Origin of the sequence: Shewanella sp. NKUCC06_TVS, from assembly GCF_019345515.1 — a bacterium.
GTDB lineage: Bacteria > Pseudomonadota > Gammaproteobacteria > Enterobacterales > Shewanellaceae > Shewanella > Shewanella oncorhynchi.
In genome coordinates this window covers 287,543-304,564 of sequence record NZ_JAHKQX010000003.1, presented here as the reverse complement: position 1 = coordinate 304,564, position 17,022 = coordinate 287,543, and the positions used below count along the sequence as shown (strand labels likewise).

The window sequence follows — 17,022 nt, the reverse complement described above, 5'->3', positions numbered from 1 at the left end:
ATAGACGCCATCGAAAAATCAAATGTCGACATAACCTTACAAACTGTGGGATTTTGTTCTGCGTCTAGCTGACGTACAATAGTCGCATTGAGTCAACGTCATCCTACTTAGGAATCAAAATGGAAACAGTAGAGAAAATTAAGCAGCAGATCACGGAAAACCCTATCATTGTTTATATGAAAGGCTCTCCTAAGTTACCAAGCTGTGGCTTCTCGTCACAGGTAGCTCAGATCATGATTAACTGCGGCGAGCAGTTTGCATTCGTGGATATTCTTCAGCATCCAGACATTCGCGCAGAATTACCTAAGTTTGCTAACTGGCCGACTTTTCCACAATTGTGGATTGAAGGCGAGTTGATCGGTGGGTGTGATATCGTAGTGGACATGTTCCAAAAAGGCGAATTACAACCTTTGATCAAAGCGGCTGCCGCTAAGATCAAGACTGAAGAGTAAGAGTTAATTCTTACTTCATAAAAATATTGCTTCATAAAAAAGCCGCCGTGATTGATATCACGGCGGCTTTTTTATGGTGGTTTCTTAAGAAACGATCAATTTTATAAAGTGGTCATTTTTCAACGACCTACTTCGAAATTGATCGTGTCTTCAAGCCGTAATTAATGAGGCGTCACATCAGACTCGTGGTGTTTATTGTGTGGCTTAGTCGCGGGTAATAGTAAGTTCATGGTAATAGCGACAATACCGCACAAGCTAATACCAGTCAGACTGAATGAACCTATGCCAAATGCCATGCCGCCGATACCAAAGACTAAGGTAACACCGACAATACTTAAATTACGTGGCTCAGATAAATCCACATGATTACGAATAAGGGTGTTGAGGCCAACTGCGGCAATGGAACCAAATAGCAAACACATAATACCGCCCATCACTGGGACGGGGATAGTTTGCATCAGCGCACCTAGTTTGCCAACGAAGGCTAAAGTGATGGCGGTAATGGCAGTCCAAGTCATGATCTTAGGATCAAAATTTCGGGTTAAGGTTACTGCACCTGTCACTTCTGAGTAAGTCGTGTTCGGTGGACCACCAAAGGCTGCGGCTGCAATTGTGGCAATCCCGTCACCCGTTAGCGTGCGATGCAGGCCGGGTTTTTTCATAAAATCTTTACCCGTGACGTTGGATATCGCCAGAATATCACCTATGTGTTCTACCGCAGGGGCGATTGCCACTGGGATCATAAATGCGATGGCATACCAGTTTAATTCTGGCGCGACAAATTTAGGAATAGCAATCCAACTTGCGGCAGTCACGACTGCAAAATCAACAATACCAAAGGCTAGGCTTAAGCTGTAACCTACTATAATACCTGCTAAAATCGGCATCACTTTGAGTAGACCCTTTGCGAAAATCGCCACTGCGATAGTGGTACCAAGCGATGCGAGCGAAATAAATAACGCCGTATTTGTAGCGACTAAAGTCAAGCTACCATCACCACTCTTGCCTAATGCCATATTCACCGCAACGGGGGCTAAGCCAAGGCCGATAATAATGATCACGGGTCCCACTACGACTGGGGGCAATAGTCTGTGAATAAAGTCAGTACCGCGCACTTTAACCAAGGCGCCGAGCATGACGTAGACCACGCCCGCGGCCATAATGCCGCCCATTGTGGATGGAATTCCCCAAGTCTGCACGCCATAAAGTATGGGGGCAATAAAGGCGAAGGAAGATGCGAGGAAGATAGGCACTTGGCGTTTAGTAATCAATTGGAAGAGTAGGGTACCGATACCTGCGGTAAACAATGCCACACTGGTGTCGAGCCCTGTAAGTAGCGGCATTAGTACTAGGGCACCGAAGGCCACAAATAGCATTTGCGCGCCCTGTAGGGGGATAGCGAGTCGTCTCATTTATTATTCTCGTTAATTTAGGGTAAACCGCCAAATGATAACAGTTTGTTGGATTTTGAGCAGGAGAAAATCGCCTGTTTTGCCGACGTTGATCACTGTTTGGGTTTTCTGTGCTGTGGCAGGCTCGGAAATGGGGCTAAATTTTGGCAAGACTCGCTTAAGGCGCTAACTATGGTACAATTTGCCTCATCTGACGCTACTTCAACTACTCAAAGATGCTGAAATTCCTATTGAAGCCGAGCTTAATTGCATTTCTATATTGTCTGTTCACGATTAATAGCGTCAATGCTGTTGAGGTGAGTAAATTAGATGAGGCCAATGTGCCTGTGTCTTCGCGCGCAGTTGCTGAACGCGACAAAGCCTTAAAAAGTGCACTTGAGCAAGTCATTATCAAGAACACTGGGACGGCGCGATCCCTCGATAACAGCCTAATCCAATCTCAGCTCAGTAATCCTGATACCTTGCTGAGCCAGTATGGTTATATCGAGCAAAATGGCCAATTGCTGTTGACCGCGAGTTTTGAGCACCGCCGCATAGTGGCGTTACTGCGCCAGGCACAATTGCCTGTTTGGGGAACTCAACGCCCGCTGACCTTATTTTGGGTCGCTATGCCTGGTGATGGCGACACTATGATATTGGGTGACTCATCTGCGTTAGCCGAACGTAAGATTTTTAGCGATTTTTCCTATGCCCGCGGTATACCTGTACTCTTGCCTATCTTAGATCTTGATGAGTTGATGGGTATAAATCCTAACGATATTAAAGGGATGTTTGCCGACATCGTGGCGAGTGTATCTGGCCGCTATCAAGCTGACTTTTTGGCGCTAGTGGCAATTGATGCCGCCGGGAATCAGGTTCGTTATCGTTTAAATCTTTATACTAAGGCTACCATTGACTCTTTGACGCCACCGTTATTCAGTTACAACGGTACTGCTGAAAATTCGGCCCAAGCGATTACCGCTATGATGGCGGCGTTAGGTGAATACTATTTTACTAAGTATGCGATTGCCGATACTGGTACTCAGCTTGGTGCGAGTGTTACCTTCGTTAATATCCAAAAAATGGCGCAATTAGTTGAAGTTGAAAAATATTTGAAGCAACTCAGCGCGATTAAAAATGCCACGTTAACGCATATTCAAGGTAACACCGTGACTTTCTCGTTAGATTTATTTGGCTCAGAGACGGATTTACAACGCTTATTAAGCTTAGAGCCGCGTATTTCTGTGGTCGCACCTGTGAGTGCAGGTGAATTTAGCCCTGTCTCTAATCAAGCTGGCAAACCTGTGTATGAATGGCGTTTACATTAAGATGTTATCGGCCGTGCTTAGTTAAGCACGGCATTGTTTTTATTTAATATTGAGAAGACCGAGTGCCCTTAAACTCACCTCTGCAACTCTCGTTACCTGTGCATTTGCCAGACGACGAAACCTTTAATAGTTATTACCCCGCCGCGGGTAATGATGAACTTATTCAAAAATTGAGAGCGAATGCCGAAGGGCATGGTGAAGCCGCCATCTATTTGTGGGGCCCAGTTAAATCGGGTCGAACCCATTTAATGCACGCTGCTTGCGCGCACGCTAATGAAGTGGAGCGTCGCAGCTTTTATATTCCCTTAGGCATACATGCGAGTATTTCGACCGCATTGCTTGAAGGCCTAGAACAGTTGGATTTGGTTTGTATCGATGATGTCGATGCCATCGCCGGCCACCCCGTTTGGGAAGAGGCGATTTTTGATCTCTACAATCGCGTCGCAGAAAATAAGAATTGCGCCTTAGTGGTCAGCGGCAGCTCGTCTCCTGCGGATGCTGGGTTCCTCTTGCCAGATCTTGTTTCACGTATGCAATGGGGGTTGAATTACCAACTGCAACCCATGGCAGATGATGAAAAACTTGCCGCACTGCAACGCCGCGCCGCTATGCGTGGCCTGCAATTACCGGAAGATGTCGGGCGTTTTTTACTGAACCGTATGGCGCGGGATTTGCGGACCTTGTTTGATGTATTGGATAAGTTAGATAAAGCCTCATTAGTGCATCAGCGTAAGCTCACGATTCCGTTTGCCAAAGAGATGCTACACCTTTAGATACAGCATGGTTTGTGTTCGTTCTGAAGATACAAAACCTACTGGCATTAAAGCCAAAAAGAGTAAAGCCCGTCATGTTGAATACATACGGGCTTTTGTTTATCTAAAATTTAAAACGCTATTGTTGTGGATGTTGGTGACGGTCACCACTTAAGCGAAGTTCGGCTTCAAAACGAGACTCGGCATTAATTGCAGCTGCATTGCTTTGGCTTTTGAGCTGCGTATTCGCAGGCGATATTGCCAATGTTTGATGCCAGCTTTGACCTTGCACCATATTAATTGGCTCGGGTAGGCTTTCGACCAGACTGATCCCATTAAGCTCTGGCAGCATTTCATCAATCACCAACGCAGCGCGATTTTCTAGACTGTCTTGCGCAATTCGTCCCCTTTGTCCCCAGTCAATAATTAGCGAATCCGCAGTTAATATCGCAGGTTTATTGGTGATGGCGACATCACGCAATATTTGATAGCGATGACTCATCATGGCTTCCTCAAATAACATGGCCGTGTCTTCACGGGTACTGGAATAGGCATAGAAGTCGCTGGCGATATCGGTAGAAAAGAAAGTACTGACATCCGATGCTTGATAGGTCTTTTGCACATTACTCGCCGCTGCGCCGAGGAAACTAACATTGGCAAGTCCCATCATTTCAGTGCTCGTTAATGGGTAGGTTTTACTGACTTGATCTGAAATTAGACTCTTGCTGGCATTGCGGCGGCTGTAGTCATCTAACAGTCTTGGCCCTGTGAGTGTGGCATGCACGCTGCGTGGAAAAAAGTCATTGGCATGGGCGAGCTCGTGGTACAACAAGGAGGCCAGATCGGGATTGATTTGCGCTAATGTGCGGTTTGCTCTGACGGTGATAGGCACGCCAAGGGAGGCATATTGGTTATCTTTCACATAACGCCAAGGCATCACAAAGTTAAGATCATTTCCGAAATTACTGCGGTAATCCGGCGCTTCATTAATAGTGTCGCGTTGGCTTGGCGTAAGCCATAAATCATTGGGATCGAGATAAATCGCCCCTGTGACTACCCAATAGAAAGAAGGGCGTACATCATAGCTAATCACCACGGCTGTAACGGATTGTAACAGGCGGGCAAAATCGCTATTAGGGTCCATCTGGGCTAAGAAAGCGGCAAAGTTATCACCCATCCAATCGTGGGAAACCAGTACTCGATTTAGAATCGTCTCGTGATTGAGATCGCTTGAGGTTTGACCTATCAAAGGTAAGGTATTGATAGTGCAGCTATCATTAAGCTGATTGGAGTAAACACAGTTTGCTAGCACATTGGCGTAAGGTGAAGCCGGACGATAGGCATGGGTGCGCGCAACTGGGGTATCGAAGTATGGTGAGCTGATCGCTGGCGCCGAGGTTGTTAGCACAAAGACATCATCGCTAAGCTGATTGCCATTGACGTTGGCATTCACTTTGAGGCGAGTGATTGTATCCTGGGTGACCGTTGGCGCGGTAAACAAGGGTCTAAACGGATCGTTCACATCGACCATTAAATCTGGGCCAGATGCTACACACCAAGAGATATTTGCTGCGATTAATTCCGATTGTTGTCCGAGTCTTAAGCTCACATTATTGCTTTCAACCACTTGGTGATCTTGACGGACGTTTAGCATACCCGTCGATGCGGGATCGACATTAATACCAATTTCTCCGGAGACATCTAGATTACTGCCCGTCACATGCAAGCTAAAACGGTAGCCGCCTGTGGTGGGAGTATCAAGGGCTAATACCGGGCTGTTTTGACTGACGAGTGCTATGTTAGGGCCATCGATTTGCTGCCAACGGAAGGTTAAGTCTTGGCTGTCGCGATTTAGGATATTGGCAATGATAGTACTAGATTGACCCGCCACATAATTTTGCTCGGTTTGAAAGCGAATTGAGGATGACGTGGTGGTAATGAGTGGCGAAATGCTATCTGTGCAGCGTGCTAGTGAGGTGGAGGGGGGCGTGACTACACTATCATCTGGTTTACTATCACCACCGCCCCCGCATGCCGCAAGTAGGCCAGAGCAAGCCATAAATCCGAAAAATTTCAGTGGTATCGACATTCCCATTACACCATTCTCCCTTGCTAACTCTGCTGTGCTATTTAGACTTTTGTGGCGTCATGGGACGCTTATACTGTGAGAAACTGACTATAGCACGGGTACTTAGTTGCAAAAAGTCAGTGTAAGTATAATAAGTGTTAATTTTGTCGTGATGGGAATTGACGTCGGAACAGAGGTTGAAACTAAGGTTGAAATGGATATTCAGACTGAGATCATAAGGGATATTTGAGCCAAGGTTTGGCCTTGCAATATAAAAAGTGCCGCTATACCCAGCAAGGTTAAACGGCACTGAAAATACATTGAACTGACTATTCTTTAGATTTTTTCTTCAGGCCTAATCCCAGTTCACGACCACGTATGCGGGCATAAAATGGGAAAGCGATTAGCAGTACGCCAATCAATAATACTTCGATTAAGGCAAAAGCGAAGGCGTCATTGGTGACATAAAGCAGGGTGAGCCCATGTAACATATATAAGCACAGAATAAAACTTGCCCAAGCGTAAGTGTATGGATTACCTTGGAAAACACCCTTTGCGGGTAGTAATAACGGCACTATCCATAAGAGACTAAATAGCAGGGTGTATTCACCGCTAATCCCTTGGCCAACAAACCAACCGCCTAATAGCAGCACTAGCGCAAAGTAGCCTAAACGGCTAAGGATAAATAAGGTGTTGGACGTCATAAGTCTACCTAAGGGTTGAAAATAAAAGCCATTTTGGTTTAAAAATCATGGATTAAAGAATAGTGAGCACATTCTCAGGAGGACGGCCGATGGCTGCGCTTTGATTGGTGAGCACAATTGGCCGTTCGATGAGTTTAGGAGTGTTGACCATAGCCTCAATCAACTGCAATTCTGTTAGTGATGAGTCTGCAAGTCCCAAGGCTTGATATTCTGCTTCCTTGGTGCGCATTAATTCGCGAGCACTGATGCCTAGTTTAGCCAGAATGTCGCCGATGTCTTTAGCCGTAGGGGGATTTTTTAAGTATTCCACTAGGGTAATGTCGCAGCCTTGTTGCTCGAGTAAAGCTAAGGTTTCACGGCTTTTTGAACAACGTGGGTTATGGTAAATCGTCACTTGGGTCATAGTACTAGAGGCTCAATACGGGCTGAAATAACAATGGCGCGGATAATAACAGAAAAAACCGCGCCCCGTCAGTGTGTTCGGGGCGCATAAATGGGTTATTGTCTTTAATCTATTTGTAAAACAACTTATTACTTAAGCGCATCCATTTCTTTATCAGCCATTTTAAACTGGCGAATACGTGCTTCAATACGTGCAAGCTGTAATGGATTATTTTCGGATGCACGGTAGGCAAAGTTAAGTTGATCGATTGCGCCCTTATAATTAGCACCTAAGGCCATCAGCTCTGCGGTGGAAAAATATTCCAATGCTTGATTGCCGGTTTTTTTATACACCATAGTCAACAATTGATAGGGCAGTTCATTTTGTTTATCGAGGAAAATCATATCTTCCAGCAAAGGGATTGCTTTGGGGGCTTGATCGGCTTCGATATATATATTGGCTAAGTTGGCATTGATCACTTGAGACGTTGGTTTCATTTTACGTTGGGCTTCGAGCATAGTAATCGCTTTTGCATAGTCCTTACGTTCGATCAGTAAATCAGATTTAGTGTCTATATAAAACAGGTTGTTATCATCGATTTTTAACAGCTCATCGACGATTTTTTCTGATTCATTAAACTTCTTCAATCTATATAAAGCCAGCGCTTTGCCATAAAGTGCCGCCTCTTTGAAGCTATAGGTTTGTTTGTTGAGTTGCCGATCAAACATGCTTAATACTGCTTCGTCGCTATAGCTGGAAAAACGGACTTGAATACGAGCTTTTGCTAGCTGAAAATTAAGATTATCAGGGATATAACGTTTAGGGTATTGCTCGGCACGGTTACGGGCTTCAGTGATCCGCGATTCAGGCAATGGGTGAGTTAATAACATTTGTGGTGGTGTTGTGGTAAAGCGATAACGACTAGCTAATTTACCAAAGAAATCCGCCGCAGCATTGGGATTAAAGCCTGCATCCACTAGAATTTGCATTCCGATGCGATCGGCTTCCTTTTCATGCAAACGGGTGTAGTTGATTTTCGATTGTGTCGCCATGGCTTGGGTTGTCGCAAGCGCCGCCATACCTGCTTGTGGTACTGCAATAGTTAACAAAATGGCGCCAAGTAAACCGGCAATTGTTGCAGGATTACTTTTTTGCTGTGCTTCAAGGGATCGGGCAAGGTGACGTTGAGTAACGTGAGTCACTTCGTGGCCTAATACTGAAGCCAGTTCGCTTTCATTGTCGGCATTGAGAAATAAGCCTGTGTGCACGGCAACATGGCCGCCAAAGAAGGCGAAGGCGTTGATTTCATCATTTTGTAATAGGAAAAAATAAAACGGCGTTTTTACGCCTGTGGCATGGGCGACCAGTTTATTGCCAAGCTCGGTAAGATATTGACTCAACACGGGGTCATTTAGCATAGGTGCCGATGAGCGAATGATGCGCATATAAGCATCACCGTAAACCATTTCTTTTTCAAGGCTGAAGGTGTTAACTGCGGCCGTACCTAAATCCGGTAAGTCATTGTTGGCAAAGCTTTTGGCGGCGAAGGTTAGCAGCATCAAGGAGAGTGCGCCTGCAACAAAAGGTTTGAATCGAGTCAAAAAAGTCAAGTTACGCAAGCGGATCCTTTTATTTCTAATTATCTCAACTAAAGGCAGATACTGCACTTAGCTTGTAGTTTGAGGTGCAACTTAGGATAATGGCCCAAGTTCGTCTATAGCAAGTTCATTATGATTTTTATTGATTTAATGCTCTTTCGTTGTCCAGTACCCTTAGTGAAAGTGAAGCTTGCATTGAAGCCAATGCGAGAGGGTGAGCAGTTGCATATCTTACTCTCAGACTCTGGTTCGCGGCGAGATGTTCCCCAATATTTAAAAAAACAAGGGCATGTCGTGCAAGAGTTGCGTAATGATGCAGGTCTGTTAGCCTTGATGGTCACCAAAGTTGATCTATCTCAGGGATAAATTGAGGATTTTTATGTTTAAATCCTCTTAGACTAACATTAATCGCTTAATTCTGAGCCAGAGTGCCGCTCAGGCTCGGTTGTTTACTCCTATCAGTTTATTTTTTGATTTAGCTGACGTGTAGGAGCGAAAGTCTAACTGAGTAAAGTCTCGAATAGCATCATGATAAATAAACTTTCCTGAGCGTTTGGGAAGCCTCGCCAACCATCACTATTGGAATGATCCATGTTTACTGTTTTTTCTCGTTGGTACCAAGAGCGCTTTAGTGATCCGCAAGCTGTGACCTTAATGGCTATTCTTGTCGGGCTCGCGCTAGTGATTTATTTTGCGGCAGGTTTACTTGCTCCGCTGTTGGTCGCTCTTGTGTTGGCATTTCTATTGGAATGGCCTGTGGCGCAAATGCTTAAATTGGGGATTAATCGCACCGCTGGTGCATCTTTGGTTATTGTGTTGTTTTTGGGAATCGTGGTTTTACTGACATTTGGCTTAATTCCGAGTGTGTGGCGTCAAGGTGTTAGCTTAATTGCCGACTTGCCTAGCATGATTGATAAAGGCTTGCTGACAATACAAACGCTGATCAATCAATATCCACGATTTATCAATCCAGAGCAGTTAGATCTGATGGTTGGTGAGCTTAAAAAACTGCTCGATACTCAACATGTGTTGGATATTGCTAAGCAATTAATCGGTTATTCAGCTTCTTTACTCGTCTTGATGGTGTACGCGATTTTAGTGCCCTTACTGGTGTTTTTCTTTTTAAAAGATAAAGATCAACTGATTAGCGGCAGTAAGCGATTTTTCCCTGCAAATCGCCAGCTAGCGCGTAAAGTGTGGTTTGAAATGCACCAACAGATTTTTAATTACATTCGTGGCAAAGTGATCGAAATCGTGGTTGTTGGTGTCGCAACTTATATTTTGTTTGCCTTGATGGGACTGCGATATTCGGCTTTGCTCGGTGTGTTAACGGGGTTATCGGTATTGATCCCTTATGTCGGTGCAACCTTAGTTACATTACCTATCACCCTAGTGGCATTTTTTCAGTGGGGTTTTAGTTCTGAATTTGGCTATTTAATGTTGGGTTACGGTATTATTCAGGCGCTCGACGGTAATTTACTCGTGCCTATTTTGTTCTCCGATGCGGTGGATTTACATCCGGTGATCATCATAGCGGCCGTTTTAGTCTTTGGCGGTTTATGGGGTGTATGGGGAGTATTCTTTGCCATTCCATTGGCATCGTTGGTCAAAGCCGTGATTAACGCTTGGCCTAAAACAGAGCTTGAGGCTGACAATAAACTTGATGCGAGTTGATGCTTACCTGTTTAACCGCTATTTGTATTATTGGTTATAGTGGGCGAGTTAACCGTTATCGCTAATTCCTCTTGGCATTTGAATTAAGTGCCAGAGGCGTTTGGGTTGAATGTTGTGCCTTCACAATTTAAAGCATCCTCGTCTAGTACTCTGTACCCATTCACTTATTGTCATTCCTTTTTATTATCACTTTGTCTTAAGTATCACCATGAATCGAGCTTTTAGTTTTAGATTAAGGGGGATTTATTCTGTCGCTTGCCAGTTTAGGGATTTACATTATGTAGCCTCTAGGTTAGGTAGATGTAAAACTCTTATATAAGCATGTGGTTACATGATGCAGCGCACATTTTACCCTTGAGTATGTTGATAAAGTTGTGTCGCTTAGTTTGGGTTTGCTTATTCGTTCATCCTTAGCTAAGTTATATCGAGTCGTGCTATTTATTTTGGTTGAGAGATGGAAGTCACCCTGACAAGAATTTCCACTGACAATCGCCATTGGAGGATACTATTGTGAGCAAAAAACTATTAAGTGCACTTTTCGGGGCAAGTCTTGCAGCGTTAGCGCTGTCGCCAACCGCATTTGCTGCAGATCAAAAATTGTCTGATTTCCATGCTGAGTCAGGTGGATGCGAAAGCTGTCATAAAGATGGTACACCTTCTGCGGATGGTGCCTTTGAATTTGCACAGTGCCAAAGTTGTCATGGTACCTATGCTGAAATGGACGCTGTGCATAAGCCACATGACGGTAATTTAGTCTGTGCAGATTGTCATGCGGTACATGATATGAATGTCGGTCAAAAACCTACCTGTGAAAGCTGCCATGATGATGGCCGTACCCCTGCAACTGTTCTGAAAAAATAATCTCAAAAATACGTTTAGAAAAGTTGGTATATACCTTCATGTCTAAATAAATAACGCCAGCGAATAGCTGGCGTTATTTTTATCCGTTTACTAACCGATTACTCGTCTTTTGGCTGACCTTGGATGATCTTCTTGCCGGAGAACATGGCTGAAATAATCCCTGGTTGACGTTTTACTTCAGTATAAATCACCGCGAATACATGTAATAACATCAGCAGTAACAACACATAAACCGCATAGACGTGCACTTGACCTGCCAATCCTTTCATTGGTTTAAGTGCATCCGCTTTTTCTGCATTCACACCCGTTGCATCATAGGGTTTTAAGCTTGTTGGTTCGACATTGGTATCAGCAAGATAACTTTGTACAGCACTACCTAGCGGCGGATAATAAATATCTGTACCTGCACGCAAAAGTCCAGTGATCATTATGGTCACTAATAGCAACATGATGGCCAGCACGGCAAATTTACCTTTAGGGTTATGACCTAAATACTGCGGATTTTTCCCCGCGGCTAATTCAGTCTTATAAGCTATTAATTCGCTTTTGCTATTAGCATTGGGAAACATGTGGCTGAAACGCGCATATTTGTTACCGATAAAACCCCACACAAGGCGGACGATGAGGTTTATTGCAAACGCATATCCTATGCACACGTGTAAAGTTTTCAAGCCAATTTTACCTGTTAACTCAGATATGCCTAGCTCAGTGCGATACATCATGATGCCACCGACTAAGATGAGTGCGAGCACAAGAATGACATTAATCCAATGAAATAATCGCGTCGGTTTGTCCCACACAGGATAGGATTTTATTTCAAAAGCGGTGGAGTTACTGCTGGACATGGAATTTCCTTATTTTTTGTGTTGGTATGATCTTACGCTTTTATCCTAAAATTTCAGTAACTTTTTTCAGTTTCAATTAAGACTTCTGATTGATAGTGTATTCAACGAAAGTGTTAGAAGTTTTTGATTTGCGTACGGTAAATATTTTTTACGTAAGTCTTTTTAATCTGTTTTATCTAATGCTAATATCGTGACCACGGTAGACTTGGAAGTCTATTGAACGGATGTTGAAGTCGTATTTGGAGGATCTTAGATCCTTAAAGTGAATAATCGTTAATCAGACAGGGAGTGAGCAGGATGTTCAAAATATTACATTGGATTGTAGTGTCACGATCGCAAGTATTGATGGAATTGCTCGCAGGACGTTGGCCGCAGGAGTTTCTCGTTAAGTTGACCCAAGTCAGCCCTGATGAGATGTGTGAGAAAATCAAAGATAATAATGCCTCCATGGTCGTGATCGATTTAGCGACTGTTGATCTTCAAAAAGCCCATCAATTTCAACGTTTACTTGCCCGTGAGCAACCGAGTGTGCGAGTTGTCTATTTACAGTTCCCTAAACAAGTGGATGCTCGTTTCTTAATGCAAGCTGCCACAACTGCAGGGGTGTTTTATCTCGATGCAGGTTTAACTGAGATAAGCCTAGGACTCTCGAATATTTTACGAGGTCATAGGGTCATCCCAATACAGCTCATTAACGGGGTAAATGATGATTTTGGGTTGTTCGAAGACACTGAACCGTTAACTATCCGTGAGCGTGAAGTATTACAAGCATTGTTGACGGGAAGTACTAATTTAGATATCGCCAATCAGTTGTTTGTCAGTGAAAGCACGATAAAAACCCATTTGTACCGAGTATTCCGTAAAATTGGAGTGTCTAGCCGTGGTCAAGCGATTGCGTGGGCACAAACCTATTTGCACGATGTGGTGGTTTAAGTCGATATCAGTATTGATATACAAACGGATATACGTTTAAGTTAAGTCTTATGTCAGATAAAAGGGGCTAATGCCCCTTTTATTATTTCTCAAAAGTGTTCTTAAGCCGAAAGTCTATTAACGTCCAAGCCAAGCCGCTATTTTGCTTTTGTCACGAATGGATAGGGCGGCAGTATCCTTAGGCGCGGCAGTTATCATCAATTCACCCGTCATCAATTCATCCCGTCTAAACCAATGTAAATTCAACGATTCACCCAGCGGATACTGCTGTAGCTGCGCCTCAAATTGTCCTGTGACTTGTAGGTTATCCGCGGCAATTAACACATCACCTGCACTTAACCCTGCAAGGTGTGCAGGGCTGCCTTGGGTGACAGTCACGATTTTTAATCCTATAGGTGCTGCTTGGGTTTTCGCGCCGAATGCAATCTCATAACCTTTCGCTTGCCCACCGCCCACATCTTGCGCACCTTGACTGGATCGAAGACTCAAGTTGACCCCAAATTCGGCGAGTAAAGCCGCTAACGGAATATCGTCAGTGCTATCTAAGTAGGCAAACAGATCTTGGCAATCACGACCAAGGAGTCGTTCCACGATGGCTTGATGGCAAGTATCTGTGGTGCCTTTATCTTGCAGAGCATATTCCTGCCATAAAATCTGCATAACATGGTCGAGATTGTATTTGCCCTGGGTTTCGCTGCGCAGGGTTAAATCTAAATACAGCGCAAACAGAGCCCCTTTAGTGTAATAACTGATGATGGCATTTTGTGCGTTTTCATCTTGCTTGTAGAACTTAGTCCAAGCATTAAAGCTTGAGTCCTTAACACTTTGTTTAAAGCGCCCCTGGCTGCGATAGACACGGGTGAAGGTATCACTCAGCATATCTAAATAGCTTTGTTCATCTACCAGACCTGCACGATAGGTAAGAAAGTCATCGTAATAGGAGGTGATGCCTTCATAGGCCCATAATTGTGGCGTATAGGTTTCGGCCTCAAGTTTATAGGGTAAAAAGCATTCAGGCTTAATGCGCTTAACGTTCCAGCTGTGGAAATACTCGTGGCTGCACAGGGATAAATAAGTGCGATAGTCATTATTGATTGGCATATCTAGCGACAGTGGTAAGTCTTTGCGTGAACACATTAATGCAGTAGAAGCTCTGTGCTCTAAACCGCCAAAGCCATTGTCTAATACTGTGGTCATAAACAAATAACGCTTAAACGGTGCAGGTGTACCAAAGAAGTTAATCTGATACTCACAAATGGTCTTTAAATCTTGGCAGAGCCTTGGCATGCAAGCACGGTGGCGACCATTGAGTACGATATCATGCCGCACGCCACAGGCATCAAAACTCCCTAAGGTGAATAAGCCCATTTCCACCGGATGATCGATGAGCTCGTCATAGCTTTTAGCTGAAAATTGGCCGAAGGCAAAATCGTCACCACTGGTGCGGGTCATGCTGGTCGCAAGGCGCCAGTCACTTAATGTTGACTCAGTGGGTGGATCTATAGAGACGGTGTGTAAAGTGTCTTCAAAACCATGGGCAGATAAAAATACGCTACTGCCGTTAAAGAAGCCGTGGGTCATGTCCAAATGCGCGGTGCGCACCGACAGATCCCAAGCATACACTTGATAAGTCAGAATAATTTCGCTGCTATTATTATCAACCGACCAAGTTTGCTTATCTAGTTGGGTGAGCTTAAGCGTTTGGTCTTGTGCATCTTGTGCCTTGAGTTCAATGATATTTTTGGCAAAGTCGCGCACCATATAACTGCCGGGCAGCCAAGCGGGTAGGCTAAAGACCTGCACTGGCTTGGGTTGTGATAATGTCATAGTGACAGCGAATAAATGGGCTTTCGGATCGACGGGGATTATCTGGTAATGGATCATATTTATCCTGCAAAACCTGAGTGTTTTAATGGTGGCCATGCTGCCAAAAATGCCTGCAACTGGCAAATGAAAAGCAAAATATCTGCAGACACAAAGTATTGAATTGCTAGTATACTATGCCAACTAACCCAAGGAGGACGCCCCATGGCCGAAGAAACGATTTTCAGCAAAATTATTCGTCGCGAAATTCCCGCGGATATTCTGTATCAAGATGAACTTGTGACAGCCTTTAGAGACATTTCCCCTAAGGCGCCAACCCATATTTTGATTGTGCCGAATCATTTGATCCCAACGACGAACGACATGAAAGCCTCTGATGAGCCGGTACTTGGCCGTATGATGACGGTTGCGGCTAAATTGGCGGCGGAAGCGGGTATCGCTAAAGATGGCTACCGACTGATCATGAACTGCAATCAACACGGTGGACAAGAAGTCTATCACATTCATTTCCACCTTGTGGGCGGGGAGCCTCTGGGGCCCATGTTGAGCCAAGACAAATGAAGGTCAATTCGGATTTTTTCCCGCTGACCCAAATGGCGCAGCGGTTTGTGGATCAACTAGCTCAGTGTCGCCGTCTCGGTTTAACCGTATTGGAGGCGAGTGAGCACCATGTGTTGATTGAGTTGCCCTACAGCACTGAATTAATTGGTTATCCCGATACGGGCGTTATCCATGGTGGAGTGATCACTACCTTAATGGATACTGCCTGTGGCAGTGCAGTCGTGAGCGCTATTTTCCATAAATTCAAATTGTTAGAAATCTCACCTACGCTCGATTTACGGGTGGACTACATGAAGCCCGCTCAGCCCCATAAGCCTGTATTTGGTTTTGCAGAATGCTATAAGTTGTCTTCTAATATTGCCTTTACCCGTGCAATTGCTTACCAAGACAGTATTGACGATCCCATCGCCCATGCCGTCGGCTCTTTTATGCGGATCAGCCCTGAAATGGTTGGTGATGCCTTTAGGCAAGCGTTAATGGGTGAAGCCGTGCCTGCGATAGGAGAGAGTGATGAGCGCAAATAATTCGATACTAGATGCAGCCAGTACAACTCAAAACGCACAGGTTAAAGCGCCTATTGATGTGCAAGGCATAGTTAAACGCGCCACTGAACTTAATGATTTTGGCCATTTACTTGAGCACGTTCCCTATGCCAAATTTATTGGCATGAAGGTGGAGCGTTTTGGTGATGAACTGATTTTTAAATTGCCCGCTAAAGACGACAATATCGGTAATCCTGTGTTGCCCGCCATTCATGGTGGCGTGATTGCGGGCTTTATGGAAATGTCGGCGATAGTGCAGTTAATGGTATTTATGCAAACGGCAAAGGTGCCTAAAGTCGTTGATTTTTCAATCGACTATTTACGTGCAGGCCTGCACAAGGATAGTTTTGCTGAGTGTCGTATTACCCGTCAGGGTCGACGAGTCGCCAACGTGAATATTGATTGTTGGCAAACCAATCGTAAGCAGCTTATTGCTACGGCACGGGCACATTTTTTGATTGATTAATCTGATTAAGTTTAGATTGATGAAGCATGACTGATTCACTATTTTAGATTGAGAATGCTTTATTTAACCTATGTTATTAAGCATGAGTTCAGCACTGTTCGATTAGTTTGTCGTTTAATGGGAAATGATGCGCTAGCTGCGTATTTTTTGGCGTGACTAGGAGAAATATATGAAACAAGTTTATACAGGGTTATTACTGGCCGCAGCGCTTACCTTAGGTGCTTGTGCCTCACATACCGCAGGGATTTCAGTGAGCTCACTGGGTGAAACCCGCGTCGATAACTCCAGCTTTGCCAGAGATATTGCGGTACAGAGTGTGGATGCGCGCCGAGTCGGTGATTTAGTGCAGGGCTCAGCGTTGATTGTTAGCAAATCCTCGTCCGATATGCGTGTGCAATATAAATTCACTTGGTACGATGCCAGCGGCTTTACTATCGAAGATGAAGCGACCAGCTGGAAATCAGTGAAATTACACGGTAAACAGCAATTGCAAGTCGGCGCTGTTGCACCTAATGCCCAAGTGGTTAAATTTGATGTATACGTGCGTGAAACCTTTTCAAACTAAGCTTGAGTTTGCTTCTGTTTAGTTTATTCCGTGTTTAATTGATTTTTTGATATTAAACCCGTTCTAAAAAGGCTTA

General features: G+C 44.4%; 18 protein-coding genes. 11 read left to right on the top strand and 7 right to left on the bottom strand.

Annotated elements, in window-relative coordinates; translation table 11 throughout:
- The first annotated feature begins 119 nt into the window (after positions 1–119).
- On the top strand, positions 120–452 hold the full coding sequence (grxD, locus tag KO531_RS05210; protein ID WP_011846572.1) for a Grx4 family monothiol glutaredoxin: 333 nt from the start codon (positions 120–122) through the stop codon (positions 450–452).
- Between the two features lie 161 nt (positions 453–613).
- On the opposite strand, the gene KO531_RS05205 is transcribed toward grxD, so the two are convergent.
- Entirely contained in the window at positions 614–1,864 is a 1,251-nt protein-coding gene (locus KO531_RS05205) for a uracil-xanthine permease family protein (protein ID WP_028760316.1), read from the bottom strand.
- A 215-nt stretch (positions 1,865–2,079) separates the two neighbouring features.
- On the opposite strand from KO531_RS05205, the gene KO531_RS05200 reads away from it, so the two are divergent.
- Positions 2,080–3,171 (top strand): DUF2066 domain-containing protein, encoded by a 1,092-nt coding sequence (locus KO531_RS05200; protein WP_219250545.1) that lies wholly within the window; start codon positions 2,080–2,082, stop codon positions 3,169–3,171.
- 62 nt (positions 3,172–3,233) lie between these two features.
- The gene (gene hda, locus KO531_RS05195; protein ID WP_168823935.1) at positions 3,234–3,944 is read left to right on the top strand and encodes a DnaA inactivator Hda; all 711 of its coding nucleotides are present in this window, start codon (positions 3,234–3,236) and stop codon (positions 3,942–3,944) included.
- A gap of 118 nt (positions 3,945–4,062) precedes the next feature.
- Here hda and KO531_RS05190 read toward each other — a convergent pair whose 3' ends face one another.
- The 4 genes from KO531_RS05190 to KO531_RS05175 form a co-directional block, all read right to left on the bottom strand.
- Positions 4,063–6,018, bottom strand: coding sequence for a hypothetical protein (locus KO531_RS05190; RefSeq protein WP_219250544.1), 1,956 nt, complete (start codon positions 6,016–6,018; stop codon positions 4,063–4,065).
- A gap of 302 nt (positions 6,019–6,320) precedes the next feature.
- Positions 6,321–6,695 carry a DUF2069 domain-containing protein gene (locus KO531_RS05185; RefSeq protein WP_028760312.1) on the bottom strand — a complete coding sequence of 125 codons (375 nt, stop codon included), beginning with the start codon at positions 6,693–6,695 and terminating at the stop codon, positions 6,321–6,323.
- A 52-nt stretch (positions 6,696–6,747) separates the two neighbouring features.
- Positions 6,748–7,098, bottom strand: coding sequence for an arsenate reductase (glutaredoxin) (arsC, locus tag KO531_RS05180; protein WP_219250543.1), 351 nt, complete (start codon positions 7,096–7,098; stop codon positions 6,748–6,750).
- A 128-nt stretch (positions 7,099–7,226) separates the two neighbouring features.
- Entirely contained in the window at positions 7,227–8,696 is a 1,470-nt protein-coding gene (locus tag KO531_RS05175; RefSeq protein ID WP_168823942.1) for a M48 family metalloprotease, read from the bottom strand.
- Positions 8,697–8,807: 111 nt separating this feature from the next.
- On the opposite strand from KO531_RS05175, the gene KO531_RS05170 reads away from it, so the two are divergent.
- The 3 genes from KO531_RS05170 (at position 8,808) to KO531_RS05160 (ending at position 11,210) form a co-directional block, all read left to right on the top strand.
- On the top strand, positions 8,808–9,041 hold the full coding sequence (locus KO531_RS05170) for a sulfurtransferase TusA family protein (protein WP_219250542.1): 234 nt from the start codon (positions 8,808–8,810) through the stop codon (positions 9,039–9,041).
- Positions 9,042–9,266: 225 nt separating this feature from the next.
- Positions 9,267–10,349, top strand: coding sequence for an AI-2E family transporter (locus KO531_RS05165; RefSeq protein ID WP_131523891.1), 1,083 nt, complete (start codon positions 9,267–9,269; stop codon positions 10,347–10,349).
- Positions 10,350–10,859: 510 nt separating this feature from the next.
- Complete coding sequence (locus KO531_RS05160; protein WP_105252823.1) at positions 10,860–11,210, top strand: cytochrome c3 family protein; 351 nt, start codon at positions 10,860–10,862, stop codon at positions 11,208–11,210.
- 98 nt (positions 11,211–11,308) lie between these two features.
- Here KO531_RS05160 and KO531_RS05155 read toward each other — a convergent pair whose 3' ends face one another.
- Positions 11,309–12,055, bottom strand: coding sequence for a cytochrome b/b6 domain-containing protein (locus tag KO531_RS05155; protein ID WP_219250541.1), 747 nt, complete (start codon positions 12,053–12,055; stop codon positions 11,309–11,311).
- Between the two features lie 297 nt (positions 12,056–12,352).
- Between KO531_RS05155 and KO531_RS05150 the strand changes: the two genes are divergently transcribed.
- A complete protein-coding gene (locus KO531_RS05150; RefSeq protein ID WP_028760305.1) occupies positions 12,353–12,988 on the top strand; it encodes a LuxR C-terminal-related transcriptional regulator in 636 nt (211 codons plus the stop codon).
- Between the two features lie 117 nt (positions 12,989–13,105).
- On the opposite strand, the gene KO531_RS05145 is transcribed toward KO531_RS05150, so the two are convergent.
- Entirely contained in the window at positions 13,106–14,872 is a 1,767-nt protein-coding gene (locus KO531_RS05145; RefSeq protein WP_219250540.1) for a PDZ domain-containing protein, read from the bottom strand.
- A gap of 144 nt (positions 14,873–15,016) precedes the next feature.
- Between KO531_RS05145 and hinT the strand changes: the two genes are divergently transcribed.
- From hinT to KO531_RS05125, 4 genes are all read left to right on the top strand, one after another.
- Positions 15,017–15,373: a purine nucleoside phosphoramidase gene (hinT, locus tag KO531_RS05140; protein WP_219250539.1), complete on the top strand. Its 357-nt coding sequence runs from the start codon at positions 15,017–15,019 to the stop codon at positions 15,371–15,373.
- Complete coding sequence (locus KO531_RS05135; RefSeq protein WP_028760303.1) at positions 15,370–15,897, top strand: PaaI family thioesterase; 528 nt, start codon at positions 15,370–15,372, stop codon at positions 15,895–15,897. The genes hinT and KO531_RS05135 overlap by 4 nt, the downstream gene beginning before the upstream one ends.
- Complete coding sequence (locus KO531_RS05130) at positions 15,884–16,381, top strand: PaaI family thioesterase (RefSeq protein ID WP_168823948.1); 498 nt, start codon at positions 15,884–15,886, stop codon at positions 16,379–16,381. Before KO531_RS05135 ends, KO531_RS05130 begins: the two co-directional genes overlap by 14 nt.
- Before the next feature lie 169 nt (positions 16,382–16,550).
- Positions 16,551–16,946 (top strand): YcfL family protein, encoded by a 396-nt coding sequence (locus KO531_RS05125; protein ID WP_028760301.1) that lies wholly within the window; start codon positions 16,551–16,553, stop codon positions 16,944–16,946.
- The last annotated feature ends 76 nt before the right edge of the window (positions 16,947–17,022 follow it).

Excerpts from the sequence above, each read along its gene's own strand:
- KO531_RS05190 (WP_219250544.1), bottom strand. The coding sequence starts at position 6,018 with ATGGGAATGTCGATACCACTGAAATTTTTCGGATTTATGGCTTGCTCT.
- KO531_RS05150 (WP_028760305.1), top strand. The coding sequence starts at position 12,353 with ATGTTCAAAATATTACATTGGATTGTAGTGTCACGATCGCAAGTATTG.
- KO531_RS05125 (WP_028760301.1), top strand. The coding sequence starts at position 16,551 with ATGAAACAAGTTTATACAGGGTTATTACTGGCCGCAGCGCTTACCTTA.
- hinT (WP_219250539.1), top strand. The coding sequence starts at position 15,017 with ATGGCCGAAGAAACGATTTTCAGCAAAATTATTCGTCGCGAAATTCCC.
- KO531_RS05205 (WP_028760316.1), bottom strand. The coding sequence starts at position 1,864 with ATGAGACGACTCGCTATCCCCCTACAGGGCGCGCAAATGCTATTTGTG.
- KO531_RS05145 (WP_219250540.1), bottom strand. The coding sequence starts at position 14,872 with ATGATCCATTACCAGATAATCCCCGTCGATCCGAAAGCCCATTTATTC.
- KO531_RS05130 (WP_168823948.1), top strand. The coding sequence starts at position 15,884 with ATGAGCGCAAATAATTCGATACTAGATGCAGCCAGTACAACTCAAAAC.
- KO531_RS05170 (WP_219250542.1), top strand. The coding sequence starts at position 8,808 with ATGATTTTTATTGATTTAATGCTCTTTCGTTGTCCAGTACCCTTAGTG.
- KO531_RS05155 (WP_219250541.1), bottom strand. The coding sequence starts at position 12,055 with ATGTCCAGCAGTAACTCCACCGCTTTTGAAATAAAATCCTATCCTGTG.
- KO531_RS05135 (WP_028760303.1), top strand. The coding sequence starts at position 15,370 with ATGAAGGTCAATTCGGATTTTTTCCCGCTGACCCAAATGGCGCAGCGG.
- KO531_RS05165 (WP_131523891.1), top strand. The coding sequence starts at position 9,267 with ATGTTTACTGTTTTTTCTCGTTGGTACCAAGAGCGCTTTAGTGATCCG.
- KO531_RS05185 (WP_028760312.1), bottom strand. The coding sequence starts at position 6,695 with ATGACGTCCAACACCTTATTTATCCTTAGCCGTTTAGGCTACTTTGCG.
- KO531_RS05200 (WP_219250545.1), top strand. The coding sequence starts at position 2,080 with ATGCTGAAATTCCTATTGAAGCCGAGCTTAATTGCATTTCTATATTGT.
- arsC (WP_219250543.1), bottom strand. The coding sequence starts at position 7,098 with ATGACCCAAGTGACGATTTACCATAACCCACGTTGTTCAAAAAGCCGT.
- grxD (WP_011846572.1), top strand. The coding sequence starts at position 120 with ATGGAAACAGTAGAGAAAATTAAGCAGCAGATCACGGAAAACCCTATC.